The 13,795-nt window shown below is 68.8% G+C and carries 15 protein-coding genes; 11 read left to right on the forward strand and 4 right to left on the reverse strand.

The genetic code is table 11. From position 1 onward, the window contains the following. Positions 1-83 precede the first annotated feature (83 nt). Genes PV646_RS42610 through hrcA form a run of 3 tightly spaced genes read right to left on the reverse strand, consistent with a single transcriptional unit; the run spans position 84 to position 3,039 of the window. Positions 84-815, reverse strand: a complete 732-nt coding sequence (locus PV646_RS42610) for a 16S rRNA (uracil(1498)-N(3))-methyltransferase (RefSeq protein ID WP_500348631.1) — start codon at positions 813-815, stop codon at positions 84-86. Next, a complete protein-coding gene (gene dnaJ / locus PV646_RS42615; RefSeq protein ID WP_500348702.1) occupies positions 812-1,960 on the reverse strand; it encodes a molecular chaperone DnaJ in 1,149 nt (382 codons plus the stop codon). The genes PV646_RS42610 and dnaJ overlap by 4 nt, the downstream gene beginning before the upstream one ends. Before the next feature lie 56 nt (positions 1,961-2,016). Beyond that, complete coding sequence (gene hrcA / locus PV646_RS42620) at positions 2,017-3,039, reverse strand: heat-inducible transcriptional repressor HrcA (RefSeq protein WP_500348632.1); 1,023 nt, start codon at positions 3,037-3,039, stop codon at positions 2,017-2,019. Between the two features lie 228 nt (positions 3,040-3,267). On the opposite strand from hrcA, the gene PV646_RS42625 reads away from it, so the two are divergent. Then, on the forward strand, positions 3,268-3,639 hold the full coding sequence (locus tag PV646_RS42625; protein ID WP_500348634.1) for a hypothetical protein: 372 nt from the start codon (positions 3,268-3,270) through the stop codon (positions 3,637-3,639). Positions 3,640-3,684: 45 nt separating this feature from the next. After that, positions 3,685-3,879, forward strand: coding sequence for a hypothetical protein (locus tag PV646_RS42630; RefSeq protein ID WP_500348635.1), 195 nt, complete (start codon positions 3,685-3,687; stop codon positions 3,877-3,879). Position 3,880: 1 nt separating this feature from the next. On the opposite strand, the gene hemW is transcribed toward PV646_RS42630, so the two are convergent. After that, a complete protein-coding gene (gene hemW, locus PV646_RS42635; RefSeq protein ID WP_500348637.1) occupies positions 3,881-5,089 on the reverse strand; it encodes a radical SAM family heme chaperone HemW in 1,209 nt (402 codons plus the stop codon). Between the two features lie 363 nt (positions 5,090-5,452). On the opposite strand from hemW, the gene PV646_RS42640 reads away from it, so the two are divergent. From PV646_RS42640 to PV646_RS42680, 9 genes are read left to right on the forward strand one after another with little or no spacing between them, the layout of a single operon-like run. After that, entirely contained in the window at positions 5,453-7,138 is a 1,686-nt protein-coding gene (locus PV646_RS42640; protein WP_500348639.1) for a nitrite/sulfite reductase, read from the forward strand. Further along, positions 7,135-7,293 (forward strand): Insertion element protein, encoded by a 159-nt coding sequence (locus PV646_RS42645; RefSeq protein ID WP_090006108.1) that lies wholly within the window; start codon positions 7,135-7,137, stop codon positions 7,291-7,293. The genes PV646_RS42640 and PV646_RS42645 overlap by 4 nt, the downstream gene beginning before the upstream one ends. Further along, a complete protein-coding gene (locus PV646_RS42650) occupies positions 7,290-7,973 on the forward strand; it encodes a phosphoadenylyl-sulfate reductase (protein ID WP_500348641.1) in 684 nt (227 codons plus the stop codon). The genes PV646_RS42645 and PV646_RS42650 overlap by 4 nt, the downstream gene beginning before the upstream one ends. Further along, positions 7,970-8,869, forward strand: coding sequence for a sulfate adenylyltransferase subunit CysD (cysD, locus tag PV646_RS42655; RefSeq protein ID WP_500348643.1), 900 nt, complete (start codon positions 7,970-7,972; stop codon positions 8,867-8,869). Before PV646_RS42650 ends, cysD begins: the two co-directional genes overlap by 4 nt. Beyond that, positions 8,870-10,213 (forward strand): sulfate adenylyltransferase subunit 1, encoded by a 1,344-nt coding sequence (locus PV646_RS42660; protein WP_500348644.1) that lies wholly within the window; start codon positions 8,870-8,872, stop codon positions 10,211-10,213. Between the two features lie 14 nt (positions 10,214-10,227). Then, on the forward strand, positions 10,228-11,277 hold the full coding sequence (locus tag PV646_RS42665) for an ABC transporter substrate-binding protein (RefSeq protein ID WP_500348645.1): 1,050 nt from the start codon (positions 10,228-10,230) through the stop codon (positions 11,275-11,277). A gap of 32 nt (positions 11,278-11,309) precedes the next feature. After that, positions 11,310-12,086: an ABC transporter ATP-binding protein gene (locus tag PV646_RS42670; protein WP_500348647.1), complete on the forward strand. Its 777-nt coding sequence runs from the start codon at positions 11,310-11,312 to the stop codon at positions 12,084-12,086. Beyond that, complete coding sequence (locus PV646_RS42675) at positions 12,070-12,942, forward strand: ABC transporter permease (protein ID WP_500348649.1); 873 nt, start codon at positions 12,070-12,072, stop codon at positions 12,940-12,942. Before PV646_RS42670 ends, PV646_RS42675 begins: the two co-directional genes overlap by 17 nt. After that, the gene (locus PV646_RS42680; RefSeq protein WP_500348650.1) at positions 12,939-13,634 is read left to right on the forward strand and encodes a sirohydrochlorin chelatase; all 696 of its coding nucleotides are present in this window, start codon (positions 12,939-12,941) and stop codon (positions 13,632-13,634) included. Before PV646_RS42675 ends, PV646_RS42680 begins: the two co-directional genes overlap by 4 nt. The last annotated feature ends 161 nt before the right edge of the window (positions 13,635-13,795 follow it).

The raw sequence follows: 13,795 nt of genomic DNA on the forward strand, positions 1-13,795 counted from the left end.
CAAGGGTAACCCCATCCGCCTGGGATTCGCTACAACTTCCGTCAAGCCAATCCATCCAGCGTTCATCTTCGGAGTGATCGGGGTCACCAGCGGGACGTGCGCACCCCAATGGCACCAAGAGCAACCGCCGCAGCTGTAGAAGCACGCAAAACAGTTGGACCCAATCGGACCACCCGAGCACCGGAAGATCGCAAAGTCTCGAGTTCCTCCGGCGTGATTCCGCCTTCGGGACCCACCACTAGCAGCACGTCCCCGGAATCGGGCAACGGAACGTCCGCAAGTCGTTCGGTGGCGCTCTCGTGCAACACGAGAGTGAGTGCGGACGACGACATGCGATGAGAAAGCTGAGTGGTGCTCACGGGTTCGTCGACGACCGGCACGCGCGCCCGGCGGGCCTGCTTCGCCGCCTCACGAACCGTGGATCGCCAGCGCCCCAGCGCTTTCGCGCCGCGCGGCCCGTCCTCCCACTTGGTGATGCACCGGGTGGCGCGCCAGGGCACCACACCGTCCACCCCGGCCTCGGTGGCGAGCTCGACCGCGAGCTCGCCGCGGTCGCCCTTGACCAGGGCCTGGGCGAGCACCACGCGCGGTGCAGGCTCAGGCTCCACCCAGCGCTCGACGATGCGCAGCGCCAGGGCGTCCTTCTCCACCGCCACCACGGAACAGCGCACCTGGGCACCGGACCCGTCCGACAGCACGAGTTCCTCGCCCACGCGCAACCGCTTCACGGTGGCGGCGTGACGGCCTTCCGGCCCGTCCAGCACGAACTCCTCGCCCCGCGGCAGTGCCGCGACGAGGAAGACGGGCAGCGTCACCGGTGGCCGCGCGAGGAACGCAGGCGGGAGAACAGCCCGCCGCCACCCTTGCCGTTGTGGGACAGGGAGGGCTCGCTCTCCCCGCGCATCTCGGCCAGGTCGCGCAGCAACGAGGACTGGGCGGCGTCGAGCTTGGTCGGCACGACGACCTCGAGGTGCACGTGCAGGTCGCCGCGACCGTCGACACGGCCGGTGGAGCGCAGCTTCGGCATGCCGCGGCCCGTCATGACGAGCTGCGTGTTCGGCTGCGTGCCGGGGTCGATCTGGAGTTCTTCCTCGCCGTCGAGGGTCTTCAACGGCAACGTGGCGCCCAGCGCGGCCGTCGTCATCGGGATCTGCACGATGCAGTGCAGGTCGGCGCCGTCGCGTTCGAAGATCTCGTGCGGGTGCTCCTCGACCTCGACGTAGAGGTCGCCGGCCGGGCCACCGCCGGGGCCGACCTCGCCCTGGCCCGCGAGGCGCACGCGCATGCCCTCGGCGACACCGGCGGGGATGTTGACGGAGATCGTGCGACGCGAGCGCGTGCGGCCGTCACCGGCGCACTGCTGGCACGGGTCGGGGATGACCTCGCCGTAGCCGCGGCAGACCGGGCACGGGCGGGACGTGACGACCTGGCCGAGGAACGAGCGCTGCACGGACTGGACCTCGCCGCGGCCGTGGCACGTGTCGCACTGGACGGGCTTGGAGTTGTTCTGGGTGCCGGCGCCATGACAGCGGTCGCACAGGATCGCCGTGTCGACCGTCAGCTCGCGGGTGGCGCCCGCGGCGCACTCCTCCAGCGTCATGTCGAGCCGGATCAACGCGTCGGAGCCGGGCTGCACGCGGCTGCGCGGCCCACGGCCACCGCCGGACTGCGCGCCGAAGAAGGCGTCCATGATGTCGCCGAGACCGAAGCCCGAGAACGGGTCACCACCGGGACGGCCACCGCCGCCCGAGTCGAGCGGGTCGCCACCCAGGTCGACGACGCGGCGCTTCTCGGGGTTCGACAACACCTCGTAGGCGGCCGTCACCTCCTTGAAGCGGGCCTCCTCGTTGGGATTGACGTCCGGGTGCAGCTGCCTGGCGAGCTTGCGATAGGCGCGCTTGATCTCATCCTGTGTCGCGTTCTGCGAGACACCGAGGATGCCGTAGTAATCCCTGGCCACCTTGTTCGCTTTCATGTTCATCCACTACTGCAAGTACGTGTGGGCGGTACGTCGCTTCAACGACCCGTCAGGATCTCACCGACGTAGTTGGCAACCGCGCGCACGGCCGCCATAGTCCCGGGATAGTCCATGCGCGTCGGTCCGACGACGCCCAGACCCCCGAGCGGATTGTCACGGCTGCCATAGCCGATGGACACCACGGAAGTGCTGCGCATCTCAGCGGCCTCGTTCTCCTCGCCGATGCGCACCAGCACACGACCGGGGTCGCGGGAGGCGGCGAGCAGCTTGAGCACGACGACCTGCTCCTCCAACGCCTCCAGCACCTGCCGCAGCGAGCCGGGGAAGTCGGTGATGCTCCGCGTGAGGTTCGCCGTTCCGCCGAGCACCAGCCGTTCCTCGGGGTGCTCCACCAGCGTCTCGATGAGCACAGTAGCGACTCGCAGCATCGGATCGCGGAGGTTCGACGGAACCTCGTCGGGCAGTTCGGCGACCTTGGCCGACGCCTCGGCGAGCCGCTGCCCCGCCATCGCCTGGTTGAGCACACCGCGCAACTGGGCCGTGTGCTCCTCGCTGATCACGTCCCCGAGCTCGACGATCCGCTGGTCGACGCGCCCGGTGTCGGTGATGAGCACCAGCATCAGCCGCGACGGCGTGATCGGCAGCACCTCCAGGTGACGCACGGCCGCACGCGACAACGTCGGCACCTGGATCACCGCCACCTGCCGGGTGAGCTGCGCGAGCAACCGGACACTGCGGCGCATCACGTCGTCGAGGTCGACCGCCCCGTCGAGGAAACTGCGGATCGCCCGCCTCTCGGCCTGCGAGAGCGGCTTGATCTCACTCAGCTTGTCGACGAAGAGCCGGTAGCCCTTGTCCGTCGGCACGCGTCCCGCGCTGGTGTGCGGCTGGGCGATGTACCCGTCGTCCTCCAGCGCGGCCATGTCGTTGCGCACGGTCGCGCTCGACACACCCAGGTTGTGCCGCTCGACCAGGGCCTTCGACCCGACGGGCTCCTGGTTGGACACGTAGTCGGCGACGATGGCGCGCAGCACCTCGAACCGACGTTCATCGGCGTTCATCGCTGTTCACCTCCGTGTCCACTACTCCCGAGTTTACCCAGCCGGATTCGTGCCCCGTGCCCGCTCTGAAGTCGCGCTCGATCGAGGCTCCGAGGGTCGCGCCGGACGACTAACGGCAGCGGCGGCTTCCGCGACTACACGAGCGTGTCGGACGAAACGAACACAGGCGCGTTCACGTGTCACCACTGCCGCCGGACGAGCGATGAACCGCACTGCCCGAACTGCGGCATGCAGCTCGACTCCCGCGGGCGGGTCAGCAGGATCCAGGGCTCCAGCGCCGACGACGTCATGCGGGTGTACTCGGAGGTGCGGCGAGCGGACGGGGAACGTCCTGCCCTCACCAGGTCTCCCTGGGTGTCCGGCTCGTTCTACCTGGTCCTGTTCGTGGTGGCGACCGCCGTGCTGCTCGTCGTGGGTCAGCTGGCGTCCATCTGGGTGCTGCCCGTCGTGGTGGTCGGCGGTCTGCTCGCGGTCACCGTCGTGGGCGCGTTCCAGCTCCGCCAGGACGACAAGGTCACCGAACGCGGTTTCCTGCACCTCATGATCGCGGTGCTCGGCAGGCTGCCGAGCCTCCTGCGCAACCGTCAGCCGCCTCCCTGACCGAGACTCCGGTTTTTTGTCGGTGGTGCTCGCTAGGGTCCAAACGTGGGCAACGTGGTGTGGCTCCGGCCACCGGGGAAGCCATGTCTGGTGTTCAGCGACGACGCGTGGTGGGAAGGCACGGTCGTCTGGGAGGAGGTCCGCAGGGAGGACGGGTTGTGGTGGGGCACCGCGACCTACGACAGGAACGGGGACACCGTCACCGAGGTGCGCAGTCAGCACGACCTGCGCGCCCGGTGACTCAGGGCAGCAGGCGCCGCACCACGGCGTCGGCCAGGAGCCGTCCGCGATCGGTCAGCACGCACCGGTCGTCCAACGGCTCCAGCAGCCCGTCGGCGACCGCCTGCTTCGCCGCGTCACGTCCCTCGGAGTCCAGCACGTCGAGAGGCAGCCCTGAAGCCAGGCGCAGTTCGAGCAGCACGCGCTCGACCCGCTGGTCTTCCAAGGACAACGTCTCGCGGCCTGCCGCGGGCGAGTTCCCCTCGGCCAGCAGGGACGAGTAGCGGGCCGGGTGCTTCACGTTCCAGAACCGCACGCCGCCGACGTGGCTGTGCGCGCCGGGGCCGAAGCCCCACCAGTCCGCGCCCTTCCAGTACAGGACGTTGTGCCGGCACTGGGCTTCCACCGAGGTGGCCCAGTTCGACACCTCGTACCAGGAGAAGCCGGCACCGCTCAGAACGGAGTCGACCATCTCGTAGGACGAGGCGAGCACGTCGTCGTCCGGCATGGGCAGGTCGCCGCGGCGGATGCGGCGGGCCAGGCCGGTGCCGTCCTCCACGATCAACGCGTAGGCGGACACGTGGTCGACGCCCGCGTCCAGCACGGCGTCGAGAGACGCGGCCAGATCCGAGGGCCGCTCCCCCGGTGTGCCGTAGATCAGGTCCAGGTTCACGTGGTCGAACCCGGCCGTGCGTGCCTCGCGGGCGGCTTCACCCGGACGGCCGGGTGTGTGTTTGCGGTCCAGCACGGCGAGTACGTGCCGTGCGGCCGACTGCATGCCCAACGACACGCGCGTGTAGCCCGCGGAGCGGATCCCCTCGAAGAACTCGACGGACGTCGACTCGGGGTTCGACTCCGTCGTCACCTCGGCACCCGGAGCCAGGCCGAACGACTGGCGCACGGCGTCCAGCACGTCCGAAAGACCGGAGGCGCCGAGCAAAGAAGGCGTTCCCCCGCCCACGAACACGGTTTCGGCCAAAGGCGCGGTCCCGAGGACGGACGCGGCCAGGTCGAGTTCGCGGCGCAGGCCCTCCAGCCACGACTCCGGCGACGCGGAGGAGCCCAGCTCACCCGGCGTGTAGGTGTTGAAGTCGCAGTAGCCGCAGCGGGTCGCGCAGAACGGCACGTGCACGTAGATGCCGAAGGGGCGCGAACCGACGCAGGCGAGGGAAGAGGCGGGGAGCGAACCGTCAGCGGGCGCGGGCTCGCCTTCGGGCAGAGCGGAGGGCATGACTCCCAGTGTCCCCTACAAGGCACGAATGGCGGTGTTCGACCAGGGGAAGTATCTGTCGGTGACAGAAGTATTACGGAGTGAAACCAGCCTAGGATGTCAACTCCCCCTCGTCAATCCCAGCATTCGGTTGGCGGTGGACCACGCACTGGACGGCATGCACACTGAGGACATGCATTCGACTGGAGTCCGCCTCGTGGCCCGCCGCCACGTCGACTTCCGTCGTGTCTCCAGCGCGATGTGCCGTCGTTCGGCATGACCGCGCGCTGATTTGTTCCCGTCAGCGCCCGGCGCGCTGACGACGCCCCCACCACAAGCACCTCCGGGCTCGCACGCGCACCGAGCGCCTCGAAACCCCGGAGGATGGCGATGGCCACGCCGCAGACGTCACCGCGTGCCAAGCAGCGTCGCGGCGAGGGTCAGTGGGCACTCGGATACCGAGAGCCGCTGAACCCCAACGAGCGGAGCAAGAAGGACGACAACCCGCTCAACGTCCGCGCCCGCATCGAGAACATCTACGCCCACGGCGGTTTCGACTCGATCGACCCTGCCGACCTGCGCGGACGGTTCCGCTGGTACGGCCTGTACACCCAGCGCAAGCCCGGCATCGACGGCGGCCGCACGGCCACGCTCGAGCCGGAGGAGCTGGACGACGAGTTCTTCATGATGCGCGTCCGCAGCGACGGCGGTGCGCTCACCACGCAGCAGCTGAGGGTTCTCGGTGAGATCTCGCAGACCTACGCGCGTGACACCGCGGACATCACCGACCGCCAGAACATCCAGTACCACTGGATCCGGGTCGAGGACGTTCCCACGATCTGGCAGAAGCTCGAAGCGGTGAACCTCACGACGATGGAGGCGTGTGGCGACAGCCCGCGCGTCATCCTCGGCTCGCCGGTCGCGGGCATCTCGGTGGACGAGATCATCGACGGGCAGCCGGCGATCGACACGATCCTCGAGCGCTACATCGGTGACCCGCGCTTCTCGAACCTGCCGCGCAAGTTCAAGACCGCCATCTCCGGTCTGCAGGACGTCGCGCACGAGATCCACGACATCGCGTTCGTCGGCGTGAACCACCCCGAGCACGGGCCCGGCTTCGACCTCTGGGTCGGCGGCGGCCTGTCCACGAACCCCATGCTGGGCAAGCGTTTGGGCGCGTGGGTGCCGCTCGACGAGGTGCCGGACGTGTGGGAAGCCGTCATCTCCGTCTTCCGCGACTACGGCTACCGCCGCCTGCGTCACCGTGCGCGCATCAAGTTCCTCGTCGCCGACTGGGGCCCGGAGAAGTTCCGCCAGGTCGTCGAGGACGAGTACCTCAAGCGCAAGATGATCGACGGCCCCGCGCCGGAGCAGCTGGACCAGCAGCTCGACCACATCGGCGTGCACAAGCAGAAGGACGGCCTGTTCTACGTCGGCGCCGCGCCCGTCGCGGGCCGCGTGTCGGGCTCGATCCTGGTCGAGGTCGCGAAGTACGCCGAACGGGCGGGCTCCGGCCGCGTCCGCTTCACGCCGCAGCAGAAGATCATCGTGCTGGACGTGCCCGAGGCCGAGATCCCCACGCTCAAGAGCGACCTCGCGAAGCTCGGCCTGCAGGTCGACCCGTCGCCGTGGCGCCGGGGCATCATGGCCTGCACCGGCATCGAGTTCTGCAAGCTCGCGATCGTCGAGACCAAGGCCCGCGCCCTCGACCTCGTCACGCAGCTCGAAGCCAACCTCAAGGACATCGTGGACGGCGTCACGGCGCCGATCACCGTGCACATCAACGGCTGCCCCAACTCCTGCGCCCGCATCCAGACCGCGGACATCGGCCTCAAGGGCCAGATCGTCACGGACGAGTCGGGCAACCAGGTCGAGGGCTTCCAGGTGCACCTCGGTGGCGGGCTCGGCCTCGACGCCGGGTTCGGCCGGAAGTTGCGCGGCCACAAGGTGACCGCGGCCGAGCTGCCCGAGTACGTCGAGCGGGTGGTCCGGAACTTCGTGGCCCAGCGCGAGACCGACGAGCGGTTCGCGCAGTGGGTCGGCCGGGCGGAAGAGGGTTCGCTGCGATGACTGAGAGGGCGACGCCGTTCTACTGCCCCTACTGCGGTGACGAGGACCTCCGGCCGCAGGAGGAACCCAGCTACGCGTGGCTGTGCACCGGGTGCCGCCGCGTCTTCAAGGTCTCGTTCGTCGGGCTCAACCTGCCGCAGGAGGTGAAGAAGTGAGCGATCTCAAGATCGTCGCCGACGCGGCCGAGCAGGAACTGCGGGACGCGAGCCCCGAAGAGGCGCTGGAGTGGGTGGCGCGGACGTTCGGCGACAACTACATCGTCGCCTCCAACATGCAGGACGCCGTGCTGATCGACCTCGCCGCCAAGGTGAAGCCGAACTTCGACGTGCTGTTCCTGGAGACGGGTTACCACTTCCCGGAGACCATCGGCGTGCGTGACGCCGTCGGCGTCGTCTACCCGGACGTGCGGATCGTCAACGCCGCCGCCGAGCAGTCGGTCGAAGACCAGGAACGCGAGTTCGGCCTGCTGTACCAGTCGGATCCGGCCACGTGCTGCAACCTGCGCAAGGTCGTGCCGCTGCGCCGGGAGCTCGCGAAGTACGACGCGTGGGTCACCGGTGTGCGCCGCGTGGACGCCCCGACTCGGGCGAACACGCCGATCGTGCAGTGGGACGACCGCAACGGCCTGGTGAAGATCAACCCGATCGCTCCGTGGAGCGACGACGAGTTCAACGCCTACATCAGCGAGAAGGGCATCCTCGAGAACCTGTTGGTGCAGGAGGGATACCCCTCGATCGGTTGCTTGCCGTGCACCGCGAAGCCGTTGCCGGGCGCGGACGCCCGCAGCGGCCGGTGGGCCGGTCAGTCGAAGACGGAATGTGGGTTGCACGGATGACACTCGCGCTCGACACCCTGGGACGTCTCGAATCCGAGGCGATCCACATCTTCCGCGAGGTCGCGGGTGAGTTCGACCGGCCGGTGATCCTCTTCTCCGGCGGCAAGGACTCGACGCTGCTGCTGCACCTCGCGATCAAGGCGTTCTACCCGGCTCCGGTGCCGTTCCCGTTGCTGCACGTCGACACCGGGCACAACTTCGACGAGGTCATCGAGTTCCGCGACCGCGTCGTCGCGCAACACGGTCTGCGTCTCGAGGTCGCGAAGGTCCAGGACTGGATCGACGACGGCCGCCTCGAAGAGCGTCCGGACGGCACGCGCAACCCGTTGCAGACGGTGCCGCTGCTGGACTCGATCACGCAGCACAAGTTCGACGCGGTCTTCGGCGGCGGACGCCGGGACGAGGAACGCGCCCGCGCCAAGGAACGGATCTTCAGCCTGCGCACGGCGTTCGGCCAGTGGGACCCGAAGCGCCAGCGCCCGGAACTGTGGAACCTCTACAACGGCCGGCACCGCGCCGGTGAGCACGTCCGCGTGTTCCCGCTGTCCAACTGGACCGAGCTCGACGTGTGGAACTACATCGAGCGCGAGGGCATCGAGCTGCCGGACATCTACTACTCGCACCAGCGCGACGTGTTCCTGCGTGACGGCATGTGGCTCGCCGAGGGCCCGTGGGGCACGGTGCGCGAGGGCGAGACGTTGCTGCGCAAGACGGTTCGCTACCGCACGGTCGGCGACGGCTCCTGCACGGGCGCCGTCGAGTCCGACGCCGCCGACATCCAAGCGGTGATCGCCGAGGTCTCCGCTTCACGACTGACCGAGCGCGGCGCGACACGTGCCGACGACCGGTTGTCCGAGGCCGCCATGGAAGACCGCAAGCGGGAGGGCTACTTCTAAATGAGCGACCTGTTGAGGCTGGCTACCGCAGGCAGCGTGGACGATGGGAAGTCCACGCTCGTCGGCAGGTTGCTCTACGACACCAAGTCCGTGCTCGCGGACACGCTCGACGCCGTGCACCGCGCGAGCGCCGACCGCGGTCTCGCGACCCCGGACCTGTCGTTGCTGGTCGACGGCCTGCGTTCGGAACGCGAGCAGGGCATCACGATCGACGTGGCGTACCGGTACTTCGCGACGCCCAAGCGGTCGTTCGTGCTCGCGGACACCCCGGGCCACGTGCAGTACACCCGCAACACCGTGACGGGCGCGTCCACCGCGCAGCTCGCGGTCCTGCTCGTGGACGCGCGCAAGGGCGTCATCGAGCAGACCCGGCGCCACGCGGCGGTTCTCGCGCTGCTGGGCGTGCCGAGGCTCGTCCTCGCGGTCAACAAGATCGACCTCGTGGACTACGACGAGGTGACGTTCTCCCGCATCGCCAAGGAGTTCACGGCGCACGCCACGGCCCTGGGCTACACCGAGGACTCGGTCGTCGAGATCCCGGTGTCGGCGCTGGCGGGCGACAACGTCGTGGAGAAGTCCGCGAACACGCCCTGGTACTCCGGCCCGACGCTGCTGGAGCACCTGGAGACGGTGCCGGTCGAGCCCGACCCGCACGACGCGCCGTTCCGCTTCCCGGTGCAGTACGTGATCCGCCCTCGCACGGCCGAGCACCTCGACTACCGGGGGTACGCCGGTCTGGTCGCGGCGGGCACGGTCAAGCCGGGTGACGAGATCGTGGTGCTGCCGTCCGGGCGGCGCTCGAAGGTCACGAAGATCGACACGGCAGATGGCGAACTGGCGGAGGCGGCGGCCGGCCAGTCCGTGACGTTGTTGCTGGCGGACGACATCGACATCTCCCGCGGCGACCTGATCTCGGTGGCGGGCAACGAGCCCAACGTCACCGACGAGCTGGACGCCACCCTCTGCTGGCTCGCGGAGAAGCCGCTGCGGGCCGGGGCCCGAGTCCTCGTCAAGCACGGCACGCGCACCGTGCAGGCGATGGTCACCGAGCTGCGCGACCGCTTCGACGAGCAGAACCTGTCCAGTGTGGACAGCCCTGCCTCGTTGGAGCTGAACGAGATCGGCCGAGTGGCTCTGCGTCTCGCAGAGCCCGTTCCGCTGGACGACTACAGCTTCAGCCGGCGCACCGGGTCCTTCCTGGTGATCGACGCGAGTGATGGTTCCACTCTCGCCGCCGGACTGGTCGGGGCTCCGCTGCCGCTGCTTGAGGACGGCGTGGAGAGCTGTACCGGGGGTAGCGCCGCTACCCCCGACAACCACGCCCTTGTCTCCCCCGGTCCCTGAAAGGCCACACTTCCGTGAACCTCAAGCCCGCCATCGCCGTCACACTGATCGCCCTGACAGCCCTGTCCGGTTGCAGCCGCGCCGGCACCTCCGAGACTCCCGCCGCCGAGTCCAAGGGCGCCGCCGCCGAGGTCCGCCTCGGGTACTTCCCGAACATCACCCACGCCGCCGCTCTGATCGGCGTCGAAAAGGGCCTGTACGCGAAGGAACTCGGCAACACCAAGCTGACGACGCAGACGTTCAACGCGGGCCCCGACGAGGTCAACGCCCTGCTGGGCGAGTCCCTCGACATCGCCTACATCGGCTCCGGACCGGCGATCAACGCCTACTCGAAGTCCAAGGGCGAGGCCGTGAAGCTCATCGCCGGCGCGACCTCGGGTGGCGCGCAGCTCGTGGTGAAGCCCGAGATCAACTCGATCGAGGACCTCAAGGGCAAGGTCGTCGCCACGCCGCAGCTCGCGAACACGCAGGACGTGTCGCTGAAGAAGTACCTGGCGGAGAAGAACCTCACCGGCCAGGTCACCGTGCAGAACGTGGAGAACGCCGCGTCGCTCGACCTGTTCAAGAAGGGCGACATCCAGGCCGCGTGGGCGCCGCAGCCGTGGTCGGCGCGCATCGTCGCCGAGGGCGGCGGCAAGGTGCTGCTGGACGAGAAGACGCTGTGGGAGGGCGGGGCGTTCCCGACCACCGTGGTCATCGTGCGGACGAAGTTCCTGCAGGAGCACCCCGAGACCGTCGAGGCCGTGCTGAAGGGCCACGTCGCCGCGATCGACTGGGCGAAGGCGAACAAGGACGAGGCCAAGAAGTCCGCGAACGCCCACCTCGAGAAGCTCACGTCCAAGAAGCTCGGTGACAAGATCCTCGACGCCGCGTGGGACAACATCGAGCTCACGACCGACGCGCAGGCCAAGCACTTCCCGCAGCTGGCGAAGGACGCCGTGACGGCGGGCGTGGCCAAGGAGGCCGCGAACGTCGCCGGGTACGCCGACTTCACGTTGCTGAACAAGGTTCTCCAGGCACAGGGCAAGCCGCAGGTGCAAGCAGCAGGACTGGACCAGAAGTAAGTCTCTGACGCCGAGGGGAAAGGCACACGACCATGACCGCCACGCTCGAGACCACTGTTCTGTCCACTGTGGATACTGCCGTTGAACTGGCCGGAGTCCGGAAGGTGTTCGGCCACGGCAACTCGGCCGTGGTAGCGCTCGACGGGGTCGACCTGAAGGTCAAGCCCGGAGAGTTCGTGTGCCTTCTCGGCGCGTCCGGCTGCGGCAAGAGCACGCTGCTCAACATCGTCGCGGGCCTCGACGCTGCGACGTCGGGCTCGTTGCAGCTCAACACGTCCCGCCCGGCCGTGATGTTCCAGGAGCCCGCGCTGATGCCGTGGCTCACCGCCACCCGCAACGTCGAACTGGCGTTGCGCTTCGCCGGTGTCGGCCGCCTGGCGCGCAAGCGTCGCGCGCTGGAACTGCTGGAACTGGTGCGCCTGGGCGACGTCGCGGACAAGCGTCCGCACGAGCTGTCCGGCGGTATGCGTCAGCGCGTGGCTCTGGCCCGCGCGCTGGCGTCCACCACCGTGTCCGCGGACGGCGCTCCCGCCCTGCTGCTGATGGACGAGCCGTTCGCGGCCCTCGACGCCATCACGCGTGACGTGCTGCAGAGCGAACTGCTGCGCGTCTGGGAGACCACGAACACCGCGATCATCTTCGTGACGCACGACGTGCGCGAGGCCGTTCGCCTGGGCCAGCGCGTCGTGCTGCTGTCCTCCCGTCCCGGCCGCGTCGTGCGCGAGTGGGACGTCCGCGATTCGTCGGACGAGGTCCTCGACGAGATCAACACCCACCTGCGAGAGGTCATCAGTGGCCACGCCTCCTGACACGCTCGACAAGGTCGGCGCCGGCCTCGACGCGCTCGACGTGCCCATGGAGGCACATCGGCCGCCGATCTGGCGCCGCTTCCTGAAGACGGGCGTGCCACCCCTCATCGCCTTCGCGCTGCTCCTGGGCGTGTGGCAGGGGTTGTGGGCTTCGGCTCTGCTGCCGGAGTTCCAGCTGCCCGCACCGGTCAACGTGTGGAACGAACTCGTCCGCTCGATCTCCACCGGTGAGGCGTTCGGCATCCTGTGGACCTCGCTGCACCGCGCGGTGCTCGGGTTCCTGGCGGCGGTCGTGATCGCGACGCCACTGGGTCTGCTGATCGCCAAGGTCCGGGTGGTGCGCGCCGCGATCGGCTCGTTGCTGACCGGCCTGCAGTCACTTCCTTCCGTCGCCTGGGTTCCGGCCGCGATCCTGTGGTTCGGCGTGACGCCGTCCACGATCTACTTCGTGGTGCTGATGGGCTCGGTCCCGTCCATCGCGAACGGCCTGGTGGCAGGCATCGACCAGATCCCGCCACTGCTGCCCCGCGTCGGCCGCGCACTGGGCGCGGGCCGTCTCGCGTCAGCTCGCCACATCCTGCTGCCCGCCGCCCTGCCCGGTTACCTCGCCGGTCTCAAGCAGGGCTGGGCGTTCTCGTGGCGGTCGCTGATGGCCGCAGAGATCATCGCGACCTCACCCCAACTCGGCGTCGGCCTCGGCCAGTACCTGCACAACGGTTCGTCGCTGAACGACATCAACATGGTGATCGCGGCGATCTTCCTGATCCTGTTGGTGGGCATCGGGATCGAACTGCTGCTGTTCCGCCCGCTGGAGCGCGCCGTGCTGCGGGCCCGTGGACTGACGGGGGCGTTGTGATTCCTCTTGTCGCTGTCGCGCATGGCAGCCGCGATCCCCGTTCGGCCGCGTCGATCCACGCGCTGCTGGACGTGGTGCGCTCGTTGCGGCCCGAGTTGGACGTCCGCGGGTGCTTCCTGGACCTGTGCGCACCCCGGCTGAGCGACGTGCTGCGCGGCCCGGCCGTGGTCGTACCTTTGTTGCTGGGCAAGGCTTATCACGCCCGCGTCGACGTGCCGGCGGCCGTCGCCGAGTCCCGGGTTCCCGCCGTGGTGACGGACGTGCTGGGACCGGACCCGCGGCTGGAGTCGGCGGCGTTGCGCCGGCTCTCCGAGGCCGGGGTCTCGTTCGGCGACCGGTCGCTGGGTGTCGTGCTCGCGGGTGCCGGGTCGTCGCACGCGCCGGCGAACGAGGCCGTGGCTCGGGTCGCGCGGCGGTGGGCACGTGAGTCCGGGTGGGCCGGGGTGGAGGCGGCGTTCGCGTCGATCGCCTCGCCTTCCGTTCCGGAGGCTGTCGAGAAGCTGAAAGCGAAGGGCGCCAAGCGGATCGCTGTGGCATCGTGGTTCCTGGCGCCGGGGTTGTTGCCGGACAAGGTCGCGTCGTTGGCGGGCGATGCCGTGGTGGCGCGGCCGTTGGGGGACGACGTGGAGGTCGCGCAGCTCGTGCTGGACCGGTACGACGAGGCGTCGGCACGGCAGACTGTCGCTGCTTAGGTTGTGCGGCAAGCACGTCCTTGGATCGCGTCCAATGACGCGAATCAGTCCCGTGGCGATCCGCATCGAACCCTGAAAGCGCGAAGCCCAGGCAGCAACCGTCCGGAAGCGCACCTGGGCTCACTTCCTCCGCCTAGTGGCAGAGGCTCTGCCACAAGCCT

Source organism: Streptomyces sp. ID05-26A, assembly GCF_033794685.1.
In the GTDB taxonomy this organism is placed as follows: Bacteria; Actinomycetota; Actinomycetes; order Mycobacteriales; family Pseudonocardiaceae; genus Lentzea.